This is a genomic window from Pseudoalteromonas sp. PS5 (genome assembly GCF_004103255.1).
Taxonomy (GTDB): Bacteria; Pseudomonadota; Gammaproteobacteria; order Enterobacterales; family Alteromonadaceae; genus Pseudoalteromonas; species Pseudoalteromonas peptidolytica.
On sequence record NZ_RCSQ01000167.1, the window covers coordinates 1 to 20,596 of the forward strand.

Below are 20,596 nucleotides of genomic sequence, written 5' to 3' on the forward strand. Positions count from 1 at the left end.
AGCCTAGGCTCCTTTTTATTACATTGATAACCAGTTCTTTGGGGTGAGGTACTCATACAACTTTGCTTCGTTAGAGCCAGCCTCGGGTTGAAAATCATATTCCCAACGCGCCAACGGTGGCATTGACATGAGAATAGATTCGGTGCGACCACCGGTCTGCAAGCCAAACAATGTGCCTCTATCCCACACCAAATTAAACTCTACATAACGACCGCGACGATATAACTGGAATTGACGCTCTTGTTCGGTATAAGGCGTATCTTTACGTTTTTCAATAATTGGCAGATAAGCATCAAGAAACCCACTGCCCACCGCTTGCATAAAGGCAAAACTTTTTTCAAAACCCCACTGATTGAGGTCATCAAAAAATAGACCTCCCACACCTCGCGTTTCATCGCGATGCTTTAAATAGAAATATTCATCACACCACTTCTTATAATCACCATATACCTCGTCACCAAATGGTGTACACACGTCTTTTGCCACTTGGTGCCAGTGCTTCACATCCTCTAATACTGGATAAAACGGTGTTAAATCAAAGCCGCCACCAAACCACCAAATAGGCTCCTCCCCCTCTTTTTCTGCAATGAAAAAGCGCACATTGGCATGGCTTGTGGGAATATGTGGATTTTTGGGGTGGATAACCAAGGATACGCCACAAGCGTGGAAGCTTCTTCCTGCCAACTCAGGCCGATGAGCGGTGGCAGATGCAGGCATAGACGCCCCAAAAACATGCGAATAATTTACCCCACCTTGTTCAATCACATTACCATCGCGGATGACACGGGTACGACCACCACCTCCTTCCGCACGCTCCCAGGCGTCTTCAACAAACTGAGCCTTACCATCAGCAGCCTCTAAGCCTTTGCAGATGTTATCTTGTAATTGTAGTAAAAAGGCTTTTACGGTCTCTAAGTTTACTTTACTCATGGTTTTATCCTCGGATAACAGCGCCTGTTATGGCATGTTTAATTACACTTGGGGAACGGTTTGCGCCTAATTCACCGTCAACATAATAGCCTATTTGATTGCCAAACTGCTTGCGCGCGTGCAACAAAGAGGCTACCGGTGTTTCACCTGTAATATTGGCGCTAGTAGAAACAATCGGCTTACCAAAGCGCTGACAGATTTGTTTAACAATAGGGTGATCGGTCACACGCACCGCGATAGTATCGTGGCCACCAGTTAACCAATGCGGTGTCTCTGGTTTCGCAGGGAGTAACCAGGTAATAGCGCCAGGCCATGCTGAAAATATCTCAGCGCGTTTATCCATTGGAATTTTGTTATCATCCACATAGGCTAAACACTGACCGTAGTTATCTGCAATTAAGATTAACCCTTTTGCTATTGGTCGCGATTTAATCTCCAGCAGTTTAGCTACGGCCTCTTCGTTATCAGGATCACACCCCAATCCGAAAATAGCTTCGGTGGGATAACAGATCACCTCACCAGCTTGCAATGCTGATTCGGGCGAGGTTATTATCGAAGCTTCCGCTTTATCGTCATTTTTCACGGTATTTCCACTATCGATTGACATGACTTCTGCGGGCATTGTAACACAGCTTTACCAGCTCTGGTTTTCTCCACCAGCACCGGCCAATGGCAATCAGGGCAAGCATGCTCGATAGGCTTAGCATTCAAAGTATATTTGCAACTTGGATAACTATTACAACTATAGAAGTGTTTACCAAACTTATTTTTTCGCTGTGTTAACTTCCCTTTTTTACACTTAGGACAATCTGGTAATTCCTGCGAGTCAGACGCATCCTCATGCCCAATATAATGGCACTCAGGATAACCGGTACAACCAATGAACATGCCGTAGCGACCATTTTTGATGACTAAATCTCTGCTACATTCGGGGCAAGCTACACCTTCAAGTACTTTAATAACATGGCTATCATGATGCGCCAAAGGCCTGATATATTCACAGGTAGGATAGCTAGCACAGCCAATAAATGGCCCCTTTTTACTATTTTTTATCACCAGCTCGGAGCCACAGTCGGGGCATACTTCATATTCTTTTTCTAACGCATGCTTCTTTGCATTGAATAACGCATGATCAATTTTACTCATGGCTCTATTACCGCCCTTTGTGCAAGTATGCACTTAATATAATCACCTTGGTTTTGGGGTCAAGGAAATGATAACAAATCGCTTTGAATAAATATCTTAGGATTTGGACAATAACTGAGTAAACTAAACTCGGGGTCTCAACTAAAATACCTCAGCTCAATAAGCGCAATATCACGCTAGTCAGAAGTTATTTCCTAATACCTGGCAAATTTATGCGTTTTTTGTGCGTCAGTAACTAGCCTATTACGAACAAATCTAACGCGATAGTAAGGGACAACTGCGACTAATGAACAAGTTATTATTCTAAGTTCAAGTTGAGTAAACTCGCTGTTTTTAAGTCCTATGTCGCTAGTGCTAAAACGAGCTGCGTGAAAGACATGAGCTATACCAATTATCTAAGGCTCAGACAAAATAGGTGGTTGTGGTCGTCATTGCACTTAAAGCACATCCAACGACCTTTGCTTGTCATGGTAGAGTAAAACCGTTCGATTACTCTGTTAATGCACAACTGATGCAGGCTCTGTAAAAATAAGATCCTCCATTTGCGCATAAGCATGCTCTTTACCTGGTACATTAAATAGTACCATCAAGATAACCCACTTAAGGTCATCCAAGCTGATGTAGGTTTTGTCCAGAGCAAACAACCTATCCATCACCATCTCTCTGGTTGTACTGTCAATCACACCAACTTGTTCTACAAACATCAAAAAGCCTCTGCTCTCTACATCTAGCATATTACACTCGCTATCCGTGTAAATACGTGTGGCATGGTCGGGCTTGGCATTTAAGTAGGGGTATTCATCACTGTGTTGTAAATCTGCAAGCTGCTCTAACCAATCAAGCGCTTTATATATTTCACCTTGATTGAAGCCTGCGCGAAGGAGTTCATCGGTCAGTTCATTTTGTTCGACAAAAATTTCTGCTTCACTATGAATATAGTTCTCAAATAAATACATTAGAATATCAAACATCTTCTTAACCCCTCGCGAGTTTTATGTAGCCGTCTAATACACGCTCTACTTTATCTTCGAGTTCTAGGTCCAGTAGTCTGGCAACCACCTGCTCTACTGGCCACTGGGTCCTTTGCGTTAAAGTGTCAACGGAAGTCACTTCAAAGCCAAGGTTTTCTAATACAGGACACAGTTCCTCTTTTTGCCTATCTATTTCTATACTATATAGACTGTTTTCACAAAAAAAGCTCACTTCTTCCAAAATATCCTCAATATTCTCGGTAAGCTTGGCCCCTTGCTTTATCAAATAATGACAACCGCTACTTAATCGGTTTTTAATTGAACCTGGGATCGCAAACACTTCTTTATTTTGCTCCAGTGCATAGCGTGCGGTAATTAACGAGCCGCTTTTTATCTCAGCTTCAACAAGTAGTACACCCAAAGCAAGTCCAGAGATTATGCGGTTTCTCCGCGGGAAGTGTGTACTATTCGCGGAGGTGTTAGGCAAAAACTCACTTACAACCAGACCACGCTGAACAATATCATCGTAGAGTCGTTGATGACGCTTGGGATAAACCACATTAACCCCAGTACCAAGCACGGCAATTGTGCTCCCACCAGCATCAAGAGCACCTTGATGTGCTGCACCATCAACTCCTCTGGCCATGCCAGAGGTTACAACCAGACCAGAGCGACTCAGCCCATTTGCAAATTCACTCGCCAATTCAAGTCCCGTTCGAGTAGAGCTACGACTACCAACTACTGCGACTTGTGGTTGCGCTAGTAATGAGACGTTACCTTTACAAAAAAGTACAATCGGCGGGTTACAAATTTCTTTTAGTTGAGTTGGGTAAGCGGAAGAAAATATAGTGAGGATATGGATCTGCTGGTTTTGACAAAACGTGCTAATACTGTCTATTTTTGACCAATCCGTATGAAGCAAGTTATTCGCCACTTGCTCACTGAGTCCTAAGGCACACAGTTCAGGTTTACCTAGGGTAAACAGCTCCTTAAGTGACAACTTTTTCAGTAAAGCAAGCACCGTTTTTACGCCAAGACCTTGGCATAAAGCCAGTGCCAGAACACAACTTTGTTCCGAATATTTCATACTCTCTCCTTGAGTTTATTGCTTAATTCAAGGAGAAGTTGAGCTGCTAATTGTCAGCCATTTCCTTGAACGCTTGTACGTAGTCACCGACCCTTATTGGTTCGGAAGTCGCCACAACCATGGCGTAGCTGAGGTCTTCATAAACTTTAAAGACCATAACTTCTCCTACCTTTTCTTTGGGCATATGCCATACGATGCTACTGTCATCATTTTCCTCACCAAACCAAGACCCCATTTGGGTGATCATTTTGTCGAGTCGAGACGCATCTTCTATGTAGCGAGGTCCATGTTGACTTTCTATAACTGTAGGCGACTGTCTAACAATATCAAGCACGTTGCCCTCTTTAAGCTGCGCTTTGCTGCCAACATCAAGCACCACAACACTCATGGTACTAAACTCTCTAAGCTTATTGTCACTCGCAATAATACGGCCACTTGTCTGTTGCTTTGGACGGGCCATTGAAAACTGCGCGGGATAGCTTTGCCCACTGGCGATAGGTAAAACAATATCACCAGCTCGTACTTCTTGTTTAGCCACTTCGAGATGAAGCTTAGCTGGTCTTCCGGCTTTCATATTACCCTGTTCAACAACATGACCACTTCCTACTAGCACAGCTTCTAAACCTAGCGTTTCATTACTATCCAATGCCCGATATGTGTCACCGCGCCTATAGATAGCATAATGACCGCCTTTGACTAAATCCGCTTTGACATAAAGTAGGTGACCAGGCGACGCATTTTTCACATTTCGGTCGGCACCTAATACAATAGGGCTTTGGGCAAACTTGGATTCAGACAGAGTTTGCTCAAACCGCAAAAAGGGCTCCATCATTGGTAGAGGTAAAGTTGGAATTGCCGTCGACTTTTGGTTGATAACACGCACATGTGGAGAGAGCTTTTTTATCCCTTTATCCAATATCAACATTGGATTTCCGTGTGCATCGTACTGCAACTTAAGATTATCACCAGGATAGATTAAATCAGGATTTGCAATATTTGGATTCCACTGCCATAGCTGCTTCCACTTCCATGGGGAGCGCAGGTACATTTTAGAAATATCCCACAAGGTATCGCCTTTTTTCACCACATAATGTTGCGGTGCATCAGCTTTCACTGTCAAGGGCTCTGCTTTTACTGAAAAAACAGTACAACTAGCGATCATTATTGCAGCAATCGGATATTTCATGATGGCTTCCTTGTGGTTATTTTTGCTTATTATCCATCAAAACCTGTTAAAGGGGAACTTGAATGGCTAAAATAAGACCATACACTAGCTTACATCAGCTTACACGATTAATTGATTTAGGGTAATCATGGCCATATTAGAAGTTTTAAAGTTTCCAGATGAACGTTTGCGTACCGTTGCAAAACCAGTAGCAGAGGTTAATGACGAAGTACGACAAATCGTTAAAGATATGTTGGAAACTATGTACGATGAGAATGGTATCGGCCTTGCGGCTACGCAAGTGAACATTCATCAACGCATTGTTGTTATTGACGTTTCAGAAGAGCGCGATGAACCGCGCGTATTAATTAACCCAGAAATTATCAAGCGCGATGGGTCTACCGTGAGCGAAGAAGGCTGCCTATCGGTGCCATATTCATACGCAAAAGTAGACCGTGCTGAAACAGTCACAGTGAAAGCAATGAATGAGCAAGGCGAAACGTATGAAATAGACGCCGAAGGCTTACTAGCCGTGTGCATTCAACATGAATTAGACCACTTAGTTGGTAAGCTATTTATCGATTACCTATCGCCACTCAAGCGTAATCGTATTCGTAAGAAGCTCGAAAAAGAAGCTAAGCTCGCTGCAAAGCAAGCCTAATCCATTACCAACTAACTGACTTTAGGGTATTTCGTGAGTAATCCTTTGCGTATCGTTTTCGCAGGCACGCCTGATTTTGCAGCGCGCCACCTTGACGCTCTTATTCAATCACACCATGACGTTGTGGCAGTATACTGTCCACCAGATCGCCCTGCTGGGCGTGGTAAAAAGCTAAAAGCGTGTGAAGTAAAAGTGTTAGCACAAAAACATGACCTTCCAGTATTGCAACCACAATCGCTTAAAACACCAGAGGCACAGGCTGAACTTGCGGCATTAAATGCCGACGTCATGATTGTTGTTGCCTATGGTGTGCTGCTTCCGAAGGCTATTTTAGATACACCTCGACTAGGCTGTCTTAATGTACATGGCTCTATCTTACCAAGATGGCGAGGAGCCGCTCCAATCCAACGCGCCGTTTGGGCTGGAGACAGTGAAACCGGTGTGACGATAATGCAAATGGACGAAGGTCTAGATACTGGAGATATGCTACATATTGCTCGCTGCCCTATAACCGCAACAGATACGAGTGCAGATTTATACAACAAACTTGCGCTGCTCGGCCCCGATGCGCTTATCGAGACGCTAGCACGCTTGTCTGCTGGTGAGATCACCCCAGAAAAGCAAGACGATACGTTAGCCAATTATGCTAAGAAACTGAGCAAAGAAGAAGCTAACATTGATTGGCAAATGGACGCTGAGCAAATTGAACGTAACATCCGCGCATTTAATTCATGGCCGGTTTGCTTTACCAGCATGGCAGGTAACAGTGTCAAAATTTGGCAGGCAAAGGTTGTTGACGAACAAGGTGATGCAGGACACGTACTTCGCGCAGATAAGCACGGTATCGTTATTGCCTGTGGCACACAAGCAATCGAGATCCACACCTTGCAGCCTCAAGGAAAGAAGCCAATGTCTGCACAAGACTTTTTAAATGGTCGAGCTGATTGGGTAGCAATTGGCGCTAAGGTTGGTGAAGCGTGAGTAATGTTCGCGCACTCGCTGCCCAAACCCTGTTTCAAGTTGTCGATAAAGGTGCATCGTTAAGTGCGCAATTGCCACTTGCCACCAGCCAGTTAGACGGTAAAGACAGAGCTTTGCTACAACAGATTTGCTATGGCGTGTTGAGATATTTACCGTCTTTAGAGCATTACTGCCAACAACTGTTAGATCAGCCCCTAAAAGGTAAGCGACGTGTTTTCCAGTTTTTGTTGTATGTGGGTATTTACCAACTTCAACATATGCGTGTCCCTGCTCACGCCGCGGTTGCTGAGACAGTAAACGCATTAACGCCGCTTAGAGCGCCTGGCATGAAAGGCTTGGTTAATGCGATTTTACGTAACTTCCAGCGCCATCAAGTCGAGCTAGAAACCAGTGCTACCGAGATCCCAGCTTGCTTATACAACCACCCAGGCTGGTTTATTAATCAACTAAAAGCAGCTTACCCAACTCAGTGGCAGACTATTTTAGAAGCGAATCAACAACAGGCACCAATGTGGCTGCGTGTTAACCAATCACAGTTTTCCACCTCAGATTATGCAGCTATGTTAGACCAGGCGGGTGTTGCCTATCAGCTTCATGGTGAATACCCAGACGGCATACTGCTTGATAGTCCAATTGATGTCTATGCCTTGCCACAATTTGCCACTGGCGCTTGCTCAGTGCAAGATGCTGCAGCTCAAAAAGCAGCAAGATTATTATCTCCACGAAAAGGTGAAAATATTCTTGATGCTTGTGCCGCCCCTGGTGGTAAGACTTGCCATATTTTAGAGTTAGCTGACGCTAAAGTGACCGCAATTGATGCTGATGGCACACGCTTAGCACGTGTGGAGCAAAACCTTGAACGGATCGGATTGTCGGCCAAATGCCTTGAGGGCGATGCTAGTGACCCTGAAGCCTGGTGGGACGGCGAATTATATGATCGTATCTTGTTGGATGTACCTTGTTCAGCTACTGGTGTTATTAGACGACACCCGGACATCAAATGGCTGAGGCGAGCTTCTGACATTGATAACTTGGTGACGTTACAGGCACAAATTATTGATAAAATCTGGCCATTACTCAAGCCCGGTGGCACACTAGTTTATGCAACCTGCTCGGTATTACCACAAGAAAACCAGCAACAGATCGCACGCTTTCTTTCTGCGACACCTGATGCTGAGCTTGTTCCTTTACATGATGCAGACACCAAAGCACAACCAGGCTTGCAATTATTACCCGGACTGAGCGATGGGTTTTATTATGCTAAGTTGATAAAAAAATAATATAACTCGACGCAATACATATGAAAATCATTATCTTAGGTGCCGGACAAGTCGGCGGAACACTGGCAGAAAACCTTGTCGGTGAAGAAAACGAAATTACCGTTGTTGATATCGACGGCGAGCGCTTAAGAGAGCTACAAGATAAATATGATTTACAGGGCGTGACGGGACACAGTGCACACCCCGATATCTTGCGTCAGGCTGGAGCTGAAGACGCAGATATGATCATCGCAGTAACCAGCTCAGATGAAGTGAATATGATAGCGTGTCAGGTTGCTTACAGTATTTTTAATACGCCAACGAAAATTGCTCGGATCCGCTCCGAGCAATATTTAAAGTATAGAGAAAAGCTTTTTCATAACGATGATTTACCAGTCGACCACTATATTGCTCCCGAACAGCTGGTCACGCAATATATCCGTCGCCTGATTGATTATCCGGGTGCACTACAAGTACTCCAATTTGCCGAAGGTATGCTCTCCCTTGTTGCCGTAAAAGCATATTACGGAGGCTTACTTGTAGGCTATGCACTCTCTGCCCTGAAGGAACACATTCCTAACGTCGATACTCGGGTTGCTGCAATTTATCGCCAAGGGAAAGCCATCAAACCGCTAGGCACAACAGTGATCGAAGCCGATGATGAAGTGTTCTTTATTGCCGCTACCAAGCATATTCGGGCAGTAATGAATGAGCTACAAAAGCTTGAACGTTCCTATAAAAAAATAATGATAGCCGGTGGTGGTAACATCGGCGCTGGGTTGGCAAGCTCACTGGATAAGAATCATAGTGTTAAATTGATTGAGCGTAATCAAGCGCGTGCTACCCAGCTGTCTGAAACCCTAGATAATACTGTGGTGTTTTGTGGTGACGCCTCTGATCAAGAGTTACTTTCAGAAGAGCATATCGAGCAAGTCGATGTCTTTATTGCCGTAACCAATGATGATGAAGCCAATATCATGGCCGCGATGCTGGCTAAACGTATGGGAGTACAAAAAACCATGGCGCTGATCCAACGTGGTGCCTACGTCGACCTCGTTCAAGGGGGTGATATTGATATTGCAATCTCACCACAGCAAGCCACCATTTCAGCGCTACTCACACACGTACGTCGTGGCGATATCGTAAATGTTTATTCACTGCGCAAAGGCGCAGCAGAGGCAATTGAAGCTGTAGCACATGGTGACGAAAACACCTCTAAGGTCGTTGGTCGTACGGTTCGAGATATTAAGCTACCCCCTGGCGCAACGATAGGCGCAATCGTACGCGATGAAGATGTACTCATTGCACATGACGACACCATTATTCTATCTGGCGACCACGTGATCATGTTCTTAATCGATAAAAAACAAATTGGTGTTGTAGAGAAGCTCTTTCAGGTCAGCGCTTTATTTGTGTAAAGCGCCATAGCTTACGTATCGCGGTGATCTTGAAAAATCGATAAATCTATCAGGTAATCCTTTAACACACCACGGATCACGCCTGGCTCCGAAGTCAGGTGAATACCCAAAGACAAAATATCATCATGTTGGCGTATCTTTCGCACATCACCCTCTAAGGTAATTTGGTTTCCTTCTTTGCCCTCAATCAGTACGCTACATTTTGCACCTTCTTGCAAATCAGGCATATCAGCTGACGTTAAATCAAGCTGTAACCCTGATAGGGAAATATCTTTGATGACACCTACTTCGTTTTTATTACTGTGTTGAAAGTGAGCAGGAATAAGCGTTGGTACGCGACTTTGCGCACGTAGCTTATAAGTTTGAATCTTTTCCGGGGGGTGGAGGAAAATAAGCCGCGCGGGATGGACTGAAACCGCCTTAATCTGCGATCTGAAAGCAATAACCTGACCATCACCATTTTCGAGCAATGCTCTAACAATGACAGTGGTTCCTTCCATAACAAAGTCCAGCGCCGCGCCTAATCGCTTAGGGTTGGGATGGTTTAGAATTAAAAATGCTCCTTGGAGCAGACCGACATATTCTGTTTTTATTCTTTTACTGTTCGCCGGTAAGCAAATTTCTATATCAACGAGACTGCCTGCGCTAATGGCTGTGAGCAAACTTTCCTGCCCAACCTCTCGAGTTCTTAACATGATCCTAACCCTTCCTGAGTTTAACTCTACTGCTTTTGTATTGTAGCAGTTTTAGCGAAGGGTCATTTAAAACTGAATTAAGGTGAATTACAACACGTTCGCCATCAATGCTCTCAGCTATCATTTGACCTTAATTGATGTAGCCTCCCTTTCACCACACTTGCCAATAAAATCCATTTTATGGTCAAGGCGACAGCACAAGTGTTAAAAGCAACCTTAGGTCACTTAATCAAAAAATGGCTTTTTAACATCATTGCACCGTCTCTTAATGTCATCATCCTGCTTTGGATCTCAAGCGAACTTTGTGGCATCGCCAATTCTTCAGCTTCAATAAAAAGCATCATTGGCTCACTATTACGTTTTGCGACGAATAAAATCCCGGATACGTCATGTTGAAACAAACAACCAGTATGATTTGGCGCAATTGTATCGAGTATTGCGGGTATTTGACGCTTTTGCCAAAGCTCATTTTCAGACACAACTTGTACAACAAACCGAGCACCACTTTCACAACCAATTTGATGATATAAGTCATATGCCTTGGGAGCCGTTGGTAAGTCTTGCTCCGCTTGTAATAAATAACCAATATCCCTTATCAGGTTGTTTAACTGTGTTACGCTTCGTTCTATAAGCTGCATTCCAGAACCTTGCTCATGGCTTGCGGCAAATCCTTCAATGACTCTAAACCCTTTATCTGAAAAGCGTGTGGCAAGCAAAGTCGTCACCTCAAAGTTAAATCGTTGTAAAAATACTGACATTTGAAAACCCCGAAAATCCGAGTTTTTAGTATTTTTATTAACTTTTTCTTTCTTAAGGATGAAATCGTAAGGCAAAAACACTTGGTGTGGGTATAAGGTGAGATGGGCGTTGTCAGTACAAGCCCATCGTTATTTGTCGGCTATCCGCGCCAGAAGGTAGGTGTAAACAACACCAATAATGTAAATATCTCTAATCGACCAAATACCATCGCTAAGGTCAGTATCCACTTTGCAGAATCGCTAATATCACCGTAATGCGCTGCCACCTCGCCAAGGCCGGGACCGAGGTTATTTAGACAAGCAGCCGTTGCAGAAAAGGCGGTGATATTATCCAGACCAGTACCAAGTAATGCGACCATAATAATGACAAAAACCAGCGCATAAGCGGAAAAGAATCCCCATACGGCTTCGACGACTTTATCTGGTAGGGCTTTACGGCCCAGTTTAATTGAGTAAATAGCCCTTGGGTGAACCAAGCGGTTCAGCTCACGGATCCCTTGTAAATAGAGTAAGAAGACTCGCACCACTTTCATGCCACCTCCCGTAGAGCCTGCACACCCACCAATAAAGCTTGAAAAAATCAGCAGAATAGGAAGAAACAAAGGCCAACTTGAAAAGCTATCAGTGGCAAACCCTGCGGTAGTACTAATTGACACTGCTTGAAAAAGTGCCTGATCCAAAGTTTCGTCGCCCGTTTCATAAACATTATTTGATGACAATACCGCAAAGCAGATCACCACAAGTGCGAGTTGAATAAATAGAAAAACTTTAAACTCCGGATCTCGCAGGTAGACCTTGATGTTGCGGCTTGAGACCGCAGCGTAATGCAATGAAAAGTTAATTGCAGCAATCAATAAGAAGATCACACAAATAACATTAATTAGAGGGTTATCAAAGTAACCAATAGAAGCATCATAGGTTGAAAAGCCGCCTATCGCTATAGTAGCAAAAGCATGACATATAGCATCAAACCAGTTCATTCCTGCAAGCCAATAGGAAACTGTACAAGCCGCTGTGAGTGAAACATAGATATACCACAAATGCTTTGCAGTATCGGCTATTCTCGGTGTCATTTTAGAGTCTTTTACGGGCCCTGGCGTTTCGGCTCGATACAACTGCATACCACCAACACCAAGCATAGGCAGTACAGCCACCGCTAAAACAATGATCCCCATACCGCCTAGCCACTGCAATTGCTGACGATAAAAGAGTACAGATTTTGGCAAGTGCTCAATACCTGTCAGTACTGTTGCCCCCGTTGTGGTTAGCCCAGAAAAGGCTTCAAAAACGGCATCTGCAAGTGAAAGATTCGGTTTATCGAGGAAAATGAGAGGTAAGGACGCGAATGTTCCCAGTACTAACCAGAACAATACAACGATTAAGAACCCTTCTCTGGCCTTAAGGTCGCCGTTTTCCTTGCGATTTGGATAGTACGCGAACAGTCCCATTAACACACTAAAGATGAACGCTAGGACGAAAGGTACACCACCACCATCTTTGTATATCAAAGAGACAATGGCCGGTGGCACCATAGTGATACTAAACAGGGCAACTAATTGTCCGAGAATTTTTATTATGGTACGAAATTGCATTTTGTACGCTGCACTTTTGTTATTTAACCAGAGGTTAATGAGTAAATGTAAAGAAGTAGAGCCTACTCCTTGAGGTGTTTAAATAATACAACACCATTGGTTAATTCATAAATAGCATCAATAATTTGTTGTGTCTGTCGACTATCGACAGAAAGCTGCCACGCAATATTGGCACCATACGCTTTATCACTGTGTAGTACCGTAAATTGGCTTTGTAACAACTGCTCTATCACCCCCTGAAGATGGTAATCACTCTGGCCAACAATGATAGAAGCAGGTACTTTTTTGCTTGTTTTGAGTATAGCCAAAGCATTATTGAGGGTTCCACCATACGCCCTTACTAAACCGCCCGTGCCTAGCTTGATACCACCAAAATATCGTGTGGTTACTGCCGTTATTTCTCCAAGGCCAGAACCCAACAAAACATTTAGCATTGGCTTACCCGCAGTGCCATTTGGCTCGCCATCATCAGAAAAACCTAATATATGACTTCCTCCTGGTGCCCCAGCAATGTGCGCCCAACAGTTGTGACGCGCATCTGGATACTGCTCATTGATGTGTTTAATAAATGCTTTGGCGTCCTCAATAGTTGGGGTATGCGCCAAATGGACAATAAACGCGCTTTTCTTTATTTCTTCGTGATGACTAATTGTTTCACTGGGGATGAAATATTCTGACATACTGCTCCAAACTAAAAGGGAGCCAATTGGCTCCCAAATATACTGATAGTTAGTACTCGCTAGCAGATCACTCTAGGCCGAGATCTCTGGTCATATTTTCTAGCCTATCTTCATGAACAATGATGTTGTCCTCAATACGGATACCACCATATGGTTTCAGCGCATCAATTTTATCCCAATTAATGTACTGTTTGTTGTTTGTTTGCGCCAAATCTTCTAATAATGAATCAATGAAGTATAGGCCAGGTTCAATGGTGAATACTTGATTTGCTTCAATTTTACGGGTACAGCGCAAGAATGGGTGACCTTCGGGTGGCGCTTGATGTGTGCCCGCTTCATCCGCCATAAACCCGCCCATATCGTGTACCTGTAGACCGATGTGGTGACCGAGACCATGAGGGAAGAACGTCGATGTAATGCCTTTTTCAACTATCGCTTGTGCATCTAGCTTAACAATATCAAAGTCACTAAGTACTTGCGCCACACGATGATGACAATCGATATGCAGCTCACCGTATAGTTTGCCCGGTTGTAATGCTTTACCCAACTCAATTTGGTGATCGTTCATGACTTTCACCAACTCGGCAAATTCACCTTGCTTAGCGAAATCATAGGTTCGCGTAATGTCAGAGGCATAGCCATTGTAGTTAGCTCCTGCATCAATCAAAAACGATAAATGCTGACTCGGCGCTTTACGTTCAAAATGGGTATAGTGCAAGATGGCACAGTTTTCATTCAGTGCGACGATATTACCGTAAGGTGTATCGTTTTCCATGTGTTGAGTCGCATTGAGATACGCTTGTTGGATTTCAAATTCAGAGCCACCAGCAAAAAACGCTTCTCGTGCAGCCACATGACCTAGCACACCTAGGCGACTTGCTTCACGTAAACATGCCATTTCGTATTGGGTTTTATAGGCACGATGATAATGTAGAAAGTTCATTACCGGCTCAGGGTTCACCTGAGTAAAGCCTAGCGCTTGTGCAACTTCTAAATACTCACCGATGTAGGCATAATTTGCTTTGTCGTAAGGCAATAACTGCTCAACTTGATCCGGCTTAACTAAGAGCTGAATATCAAAATACTCAGCCCAGAAGTCTCTTGGCTCATCTGGCACTTTGTGCCAAAAATCAACCGGACGATAGAAGATAAGCTTAGGCTTATCATTGCCGTTAACCACAATCCAGCAATGCGGGTTATCAATAACAGGTAACCAAGCTTTAAATTGTGGGTTAACTTTAAACGGATAGTACATATCATCAAGGAACTGACGCTTAGCTTGACCAGAGTGGATCACAAGCCCATCTAGTCCTTCTCTGTCTACTATCGTTTTTGTACGCTGTTGCAAAGTGGCAATATGCTCTGCGTATAAATTTGCTAACTTATCCATGGGTTACCCATTTTCAAAAATTCACATGCTTTCGAGTCTATCATAGCTGTTACCTAAAAACGACGAACTGAGTCTAATACCAGCCATGTGCGGTTACTTCACAATTTTCATCTCTAAAATATCAGCTAAGATATTGCCATCTCGACCAAGGCGAGTGTGATACACCTGTCGATATGCCATCACATTTTTCACGTAATCTCGTGTTTCTTTATACGGAATTAGCTCTATCCACAGCTCAGCAGGCATAGCCTCTGAAGGTAACCAACGTTTTATTCGGTGGTAGCCTGCGTTATAAGATGCGGTTGCTAAAATCTCATTACCGGCATTTTTACGCTTTAAGTACTCCAAATAACTAGTCCCAAGGCGGATATTGGTTGCAGGTTGATAAAGCCGCTTTTTTGTCACGCGTTTACGGTTGTTAACGTACTTTGCCGTACTTGGAAGTAACTGCATTAAGCCATGGGCATCGGCGCTAGAGCGAGCGTCAGGAGCAAAGGAACTCTCTCGACGCGCAATCGCAATACTCCAAGCAAGGTCAACGCGATGGCGTTTACTGTACTTTGAAAATAGGTCTTTAAATGCCATCGGGAAGCGTAAATCCACATAATCCCAAGCTTTGATTTGGGCTAGCGTAAAAATGGTGCTGTCATACCAATCGAACTCGGCAGCCAATACAGATGCTGCGAGCTTTTCATCTTTACTTGAGGTATTGGTTAAGTAGTTCCACTCTCTTCGCGCTTGAGTATAACGTTCTAACTCATACAACGCTTTAGCACGTTTAAACCCTGGCGCTTGAGATACTTGATCAACAATAGCAGCGTCAATTTCTAGCGGCAGCTCATTTAAAGATACGGGTAAACCCAATCGCGCAGCGGCTAAAAATCCGTAGTAATCACGCTCCTTGGCAAGTTGCTGCCAAATCGCATTTGCGCCAGCAATATCTCCTCGCTTTGACAAGCTAAAAGCCAACCAATATTGCTGTGCGTTACTGAGTTGCTCATGGCCCACAAATAACGCCGAAATACCTTCCCAGTCCTGCTCTTTTAGCATATTGCTCATCAGCCATTGCAAGAGCTTTTTATCCTGTAGTGACTTTGGCACCTTATTCAACCAAAACCGTGCGTCTTTGTGACCTTTTGACGCCAGCGCCAATGCAAAGCGATATGCCACACTGTCTTTTTGTTGCTGCGAGAAACTGAACATGTTTTGCATTTTCTGCCATGCTCGCAGCGCCAAGTCAGGATCGCGCCAAATCAGTCTGCGGACACCGTATACCGCTATTTCAGACTCTTTTACGGTGCGCTTTTTAAAGCGGTACAAGCCCGCCGCCGCACTAGGGTCTTGACGTACCGTTTTATATAGCTGGGCTAAGTAGGCTTCGTGCTTTGGTAGTAACTTTTGAAGATAGTCCAACAGGGATGTTTGCCCTGACTGTGCAGCATTAGAAACTCGCTGCCACACCCGCTCTGAGGTTCTATACCCGGCTTTTTGCCACGCCCTAAAAAGCCCATCGCATGCTCTTGGCTGGGATTTTCCAACAGTCCAAATATCGGCAACTTGATCTAAGATTGCCTTTTTCGGTGCACCTAAATCAAGTTGATAAGACAAATAAGTACACTTCAGCTCCACATCACTTGTCTCTCGGTAAAACTCGATAAAGCGCGCTTTCTTTTTGTGTCGCTTTAGATACTCCAACCAAGCCGAACGCACCGGCCACTCGACTGGTGTGTGCTCGTATATAGTTAGAAAGTGCTGGATTTCTTGTTGATATTTCAACCTAGGATGGCGCTGATAAAATGCCATTTCCACATAAGGCTTAAGCGGATGGTCAAGCTGCGCTATGGCTGCTGTAAAATTGTTATAATTGCCAGACCAAGCAATACGCTCAGCCTGTTTAAATTCATCATGAGTGCTCTGAGCTGCACCAAGACAGCTTACGAAACATAAACTGCCCACAGCTAGGCGACGTAACCAATGTGTCATGCAAACCCTTTTCAATCTGCTAAAAACAATTCACACCGAAATTGAAACACAGCCAAAGTATGCTTATCTAAAGGTGGCGTAAAACAACGGCTACTTTGGCTTGTAATTTGCGGTTCAGCTCGCAAACTACACATAATACGCGGTGTGTTAAGCCACCATAGCAAACCGACTCAGGTATTTCAGTAAATGTGCGGTAAATTTTTCATTGCAATTTGCCGCCAAAGGATCCACACTGATTGAAATTACAACTCATCGTACCAGTGTATAGCACGGGAGAACATGTATGTTAATCAAACGCGAGTCCTTTGTAGTTGATTTTTGCAAAGGCAATATCGCTGAGTTTAAATTTTGCCTACCAGGCTCAGTCAATAAATTATCTCAGCAAGTACTTAAAGAAAGCCATGAAGCGCTAATCGAGTTGAGTAAGCGCGATGATATTCAAGGTCTAATCTTTAGCAGCGACAAAGACCATTTTATCGTTGGCGCTGATATTTTCGAATTCCTGCCTACCTTCCAACGTCCAGAAGAAGAACTGGTTGGCTGGATTAAGGATGCAACCGATGTCTTCGATGCGATAGAAGACTTGCCCTTCCCAACATTATCAGCTGTCAACGGCTTAGCACTTGGTGGTGGCTGTGAGTGGTTATTAGCTACCGATTATCGTATCGCTTCAGACAGTGCCAAGATTGGCTTACCTGAAGTAAAACTCGGGATCATGCCAGGCTTTGGTGGTACCGTAAGGCTTCCTCGCTTAATCGGCGCTGACAATGCGATGACGTGGATCACCACAGGTAAAGAAAACCGCGCAAACGACGCATTGAAAGTCGGTGCAGTTGACGGTGTAGTGCCTGCTGACAAATTAATGGCAGCCGCTATTCGCACATTAGAACAAGCTATCGAAGGCAAACTAGATTGGCGTGCAAAGCGCCAAGTTAAGCTTGAACCTTTGAAGATGAACCGTGTTGAGCAAGGCATGAGTTTTGGTATGGCTGAAGGCATGGTTATGGCCAAAACTAAAGGTCACTACCCTGCACCTATGATGGCTGTACAAACACTTAAAGCAGCCGCAAACCTTGGCCGCAGCGAAGCCATGGCGCTTGAAAACCAAAACTTTGCCAAGCTTGCTAAGACCGCAGAAGCCGCAGCGCAAACTGGTATTTTCTTGGCAGATCAATACATCAAAACAGTAGCCAAGAAACAAGCAAAACAAAGCAAAACAGAGATTAAGCAAGCCGCTGTGTTAGGCGCTGGTATTATGGGTGGCGGTATCGCTTACCAGTCAGCATACAAAGGCACACCAATCGTCATGAAAGACATCCAGCAAGGTGCCCTAGACCTTGGTATGGGCGAAGCTGCAAAATTACTTGGTAAGAAAGTACAGCGCGGCCACATGTCGATGGATAAAATGGTTGCCACTTTAGGTAAAATCAAACCAACACTTAACGACCAAGATCTGCAAGACTCAGATATTATCGTTGAAGCCGTTGTTGAGAATCCAAAGATCAAAAAATCAGTCTTGGCGAGTCTTGAATCACAGCTACCTGAAGGTACAATTCTCACATCAAATACATCAACCATTCGAATTGATGAATTAGCTACTGCACTGGAAAAACCAGAAAACTTCTGTGGCATGCACTTCTTTAACCCTGTGCCAAAAATGCCTTTGGTAGAGATTATCCGTGGTGAGCAATCATCGGATGAAACCATTGCTGCCGTTGTTGATTACGCCTTAAAACTAGGTAAATCTCCTATCGTTGTTAATGACTGCCCAGGCTTTTTCGTTAACCGGGTGCTATTCCCTTACTTTGCAGGCTTCAGTCAACTTGTCGTTGAAGGTGCTGACTTCGCAAAAGTGGATAAAGTCATGGAAAATGTCTTCGGTTGGCCAATGGGTCCTGCTTACTTACTAGACGTAGTCGGTATTGATACAGCAAATCATTGTACAGGCGTGATGGCTGATGGCTTCCCTACTCGTATGGCGCGTAAAGACAAAGATCCTGTCGCCGTGTTAGCAGGTGCTGAGCGCTTTGGTCAGAAGAATCAAAAAGGCTTCTACCAATACGCACCAGATCGCAAAGGTCGCTTGAAGAAGAGTAAAGACGACAGCGCAACTGAGCTACTGAGCAGTATTTGTGACGCACCAACAGAATTTGACAAGCAAACGATTATTGAGCGTTGTATGGTGCCTATGATCAACGAAGTATTACTGTGTCTTCAAGAAAACATCGTTGCTTCACCACAAGAAGCTGACATGGCTCTCATTTACGGTATTGGCTTCCCTCCATTTAGAGGCGGTGCATTCCGCTACCTAGACCAAATTGGCCTAGCAAACTTTGTTGCTATGGCTGATAAGTATGCTCACCTTGGTGAAATTTACCAAGTCTCTGAACAAACAAGACAGTGGGCTAATGAAGGTAAAGTGTTCTATCAAGTGGAGGGCAAGTAACATGGAAAACGCGGTAATCGTAGATTGTATTCGCACCCCAATGGGTCGCTCAAAGGGCGGTGTATTTAAACATAAGCGTGCTGAAGATCTTAGCGCACATTTGATGAAAGGCTTACTTGAGCGTAACCCGCAAGTGGCACCAGACTCTATTGATGACATTTACTGGGGCTGTGTACAACAAACTTTAGAGCAAGGTTTTAACGTTGGCCGTAATGCAGCTTTATTGGCTGGTATTCCACACACAGTGCCTGCGGTAACAGTTAATAGACTTTGTGGCTCATCTATGCAAGCGCTTCATGACGCAGCCCGCGCAATCATGACTGGGGCTGGCGACACATACCTCATCGGTGGTGTTGAGCATATGGGTCACGTGCCAATGACACATGGGAATGATTTCCACCCAGGACTTTCTACATCGATTGCTCAAGCTGCCGGTGTGATGGGGTTAACAGCTGAGTATTTAGCGCTAATGCACGGTATTAGTCGTGAGCAGCAAGATGAATTTGCCGTACGCTCACATCAACGTGCCCATGCAGCAACCCTTGAAGGACGTTTTGCCAAAGAAATCCTGCCAATGGAAGGTCATGATGCTGATGGTACACCTGTACTTGTCGAGCATGACGAAGTTATCCGCCCAGAAACAAGCCTAGAAGGCTTAGGCCAGTTACGTCCGGTATTTAACCCAGCGTCTGGTACAGTAACTGCGGGTACCTCTTCAGCGCTGTCTGACGGTGCTTCTGCGATGTTGGTCATGAGTGAGTCTAAAGCACGAGAGCTTGGCCTGCCAATTCGTGCTCGCGTTAAGTCGATGGCAGTTGCAGGTTGCGATCCTTCAATCATGGGATACGGTCCAGTACCTGCTTCGCAAAAAGCATTGAAACAAGCAGGCATTACCATCGATGATATTGATGTTGCTGAACTGAATGAAGCCTTCGCAGCACAGTCTCTACCAGTACTAAAAGACCTTGGTCTATTAGACAAAGTAGATGAGAAAGTGAATCTTAACGGTGGTGCAATTGCACTGGGTCACCCGCTGGGCTGTTCTGGTTCACGTATCAGCACAACGCTTATTAACTTAATGGAAGAGAAAGAAGCAAAATACGGCCTTGCTACCATGTGTATTGGTTTAGGCCAAGGCATCGCTACCGTATTCGAGCGTGTAGATAACTAACTCCAACCAGCTGGTGCTGGGTTGTCTTATACAGTGCCAGCAAACAACTTCAACTTGGTGACCAAGGCAAAACGGCACAGCTGTTTTGCCTTTTTTGTTTCCTGTATTTACCTTACCTTAGAATGCTTAAGACTTGAGTTATCCAAACTTGAGCTTACTTACAACATGCGGTTAAAATAGTAGTTTTCCTAACTAATACCTATTAGTCTTAATACTTGCTCAATTTGAAGGAGTAAATCTTACGCTAACGGCGTTAAAAATTT

18 protein-coding genes are annotated in these 20,596 nt (G+C 44.3%); 6 read left to right on the forward strand and 12 right to left on the reverse strand.

Annotated elements, in window-relative coordinates; genetic code table 11:
* Positions 1-18: 18 nt before the first annotated feature.
* The 6 genes from hemF to D9603_RS18425 all read right to left on the reverse strand — a co-directional run bounded on the left by hemF (position 19) and on the right by D9603_RS18425 (position 5,320).
* Positions 19-930, reverse strand: a complete 912-nt coding sequence (gene hemF, locus D9603_RS18400) for an oxygen-dependent coproporphyrinogen oxidase (RefSeq protein ID WP_125253685.1) — start codon at positions 928-930, stop codon at positions 19-21.
* Between the two features lie 4 nt (positions 931-934).
* A complete protein-coding gene (locus D9603_RS18405) occupies positions 935-1,513 on the reverse strand; it encodes an L-threonylcarbamoyladenylate synthase (RefSeq protein ID WP_128732405.1) in 579 nt (192 codons plus the stop codon).
* Positions 1,510-2,076 carry a type I DNA topoisomerase gene (locus tag D9603_RS18410; protein WP_125253684.1) on the reverse strand — a complete coding sequence of 189 codons (567 nt, stop codon included), beginning with the start codon at positions 2,074-2,076 and terminating at the stop codon, positions 1,510-1,512. Before D9603_RS18410 ends, D9603_RS18405 begins: the two co-directional genes overlap by 4 nt.
* A 497-nt stretch (positions 2,077-2,573) precedes the next feature.
* On the reverse strand, positions 2,574-3,047 hold the full coding sequence (locus D9603_RS18415) for a DUF494 family protein (protein WP_125253683.1): 474 nt from the start codon (positions 3,045-3,047) through the stop codon (positions 2,574-2,576).
* Between the two features lie 4 nt (positions 3,048-3,051).
* Positions 3,052-4,134, reverse strand: a complete 1,083-nt coding sequence (dprA, locus tag D9603_RS18420) for a DNA-processing protein DprA (RefSeq protein WP_128732396.1) — start codon at positions 4,132-4,134, stop codon at positions 3,052-3,054.
* Positions 4,135-4,180: 46 nt separating this feature from the next.
* Entirely contained in the window at positions 4,181-5,320 is a 1,140-nt protein-coding gene (locus D9603_RS18425; RefSeq protein WP_128732397.1) for a LysM domain-containing protein, read from the reverse strand.
* Positions 5,321-5,447: 127 nt separating this feature from the next.
* On the opposite strand from D9603_RS18425, the gene def reads away from it, so the two are divergent.
* Genes def through trkA form a run of 4 tightly spaced genes read left to right on the forward strand, consistent with a single transcriptional unit; the run spans position 5,448 to position 9,618 of the window.
* Positions 5,448-5,960 (forward strand): peptide deformylase, encoded by a 513-nt coding sequence (gene def, locus D9603_RS18430; protein ID WP_125253680.1) that lies wholly within the window; start codon positions 5,448-5,450, stop codon positions 5,958-5,960.
* A 33-nt stretch (positions 5,961-5,993) separates the two neighbouring features.
* Positions 5,994-6,941 carry a methionyl-tRNA formyltransferase gene (gene fmt / locus D9603_RS18435; protein WP_128732398.1) on the forward strand — a complete coding sequence of 316 codons (948 nt, stop codon included), beginning with the start codon at positions 5,994-5,996 and terminating at the stop codon, positions 6,939-6,941.
* A complete protein-coding gene (rsmB, locus tag D9603_RS18440; protein ID WP_128732399.1) occupies positions 6,938-8,221 on the forward strand; it encodes a 16S rRNA (cytosine(967)-C(5))-methyltransferase RsmB in 1,284 nt (427 codons plus the stop codon). The genes fmt and rsmB overlap by 4 nt, the downstream gene beginning before the upstream one ends.
* A gap of 20 nt (positions 8,222-8,241) precedes the next feature.
* Complete coding sequence (gene trkA / locus D9603_RS18445; RefSeq protein WP_125253677.1) at positions 8,242-9,618, forward strand: Trk system potassium transporter TrkA; 1,377 nt, start codon at positions 8,242-8,244, stop codon at positions 9,616-9,618.
* Between the two features lie 11 nt (positions 9,619-9,629).
* On the opposite strand, the gene D9603_RS18450 is transcribed toward trkA, so the two are convergent.
* The 6 genes from D9603_RS18450 to D9603_RS18475 all read right to left on the reverse strand — a co-directional run bounded on the left by D9603_RS18450 (position 9,630) and on the right by D9603_RS18475 (position 16,716).
* Entirely contained in the window at positions 9,630-10,313 is a 684-nt protein-coding gene (locus D9603_RS18450; RefSeq protein ID WP_128732400.1) for a flagellar brake protein, read from the reverse strand.
* Positions 10,314-10,534: 221 nt separating this feature from the next.
* The gene (locus D9603_RS18455) at positions 10,535-11,071 is read right to left on the reverse strand and encodes a hypothetical protein (RefSeq protein ID WP_241651711.1); all 537 of its coding nucleotides are present in this window, start codon (positions 11,069-11,071) and stop codon (positions 10,535-10,537) included.
* Between the two features lie 140 nt (positions 11,072-11,211).
* Positions 11,212-12,663: a TrkH family potassium uptake protein gene (locus D9603_RS18460; RefSeq protein WP_125253675.1), complete on the reverse strand. Its 1,452-nt coding sequence runs from the start codon at positions 12,661-12,663 to the stop codon at positions 11,212-11,214.
* Between the two features lie 62 nt (positions 12,664-12,725).
* A complete protein-coding gene (locus D9603_RS18465; RefSeq protein WP_125253674.1) occupies positions 12,726-13,343 on the reverse strand; it encodes a YigZ family protein in 618 nt (205 codons plus the stop codon).
* A 67-nt stretch (positions 13,344-13,410) separates the two neighbouring features.
* The gene (pepQ, locus tag D9603_RS18470) at positions 13,411-14,733 is read right to left on the reverse strand and encodes a Xaa-Pro dipeptidase (RefSeq protein WP_128732401.1); all 1,323 of its coding nucleotides are present in this window, start codon (positions 14,731-14,733) and stop codon (positions 13,411-13,413) included.
* Positions 14,734-14,826: 93 nt separating this feature from the next.
* A complete protein-coding gene (locus tag D9603_RS18475; RefSeq protein WP_128732402.1) occupies positions 14,827-16,716 on the reverse strand; it encodes a transglycosylase SLT domain-containing protein in 1,890 nt (629 codons plus the stop codon).
* A gap of 283 nt (positions 16,717-16,999) precedes the next feature.
* Between D9603_RS18475 and fadB the strand changes: the two genes are divergently transcribed.
* Both fadB and fadA read left to right on the forward strand, forming a co-directional pair.
* Positions 17,000-19,162, forward strand: coding sequence for a fatty acid oxidation complex subunit alpha FadB (fadB, locus tag D9603_RS18480; RefSeq protein WP_128732403.1), 2,163 nt, complete (start codon positions 17,000-17,002; stop codon positions 19,160-19,162).
* A gap of 1 nt (position 19,163) precedes the next feature.
* A complete protein-coding gene (gene fadA, locus D9603_RS18485) occupies positions 19,164-20,333 on the forward strand; it encodes an acetyl-CoA C-acyltransferase FadA (protein ID WP_128732404.1) in 1,170 nt (389 codons plus the stop codon).
* The last annotated feature ends 263 nt before the right edge of the window (positions 20,334-20,596 follow it).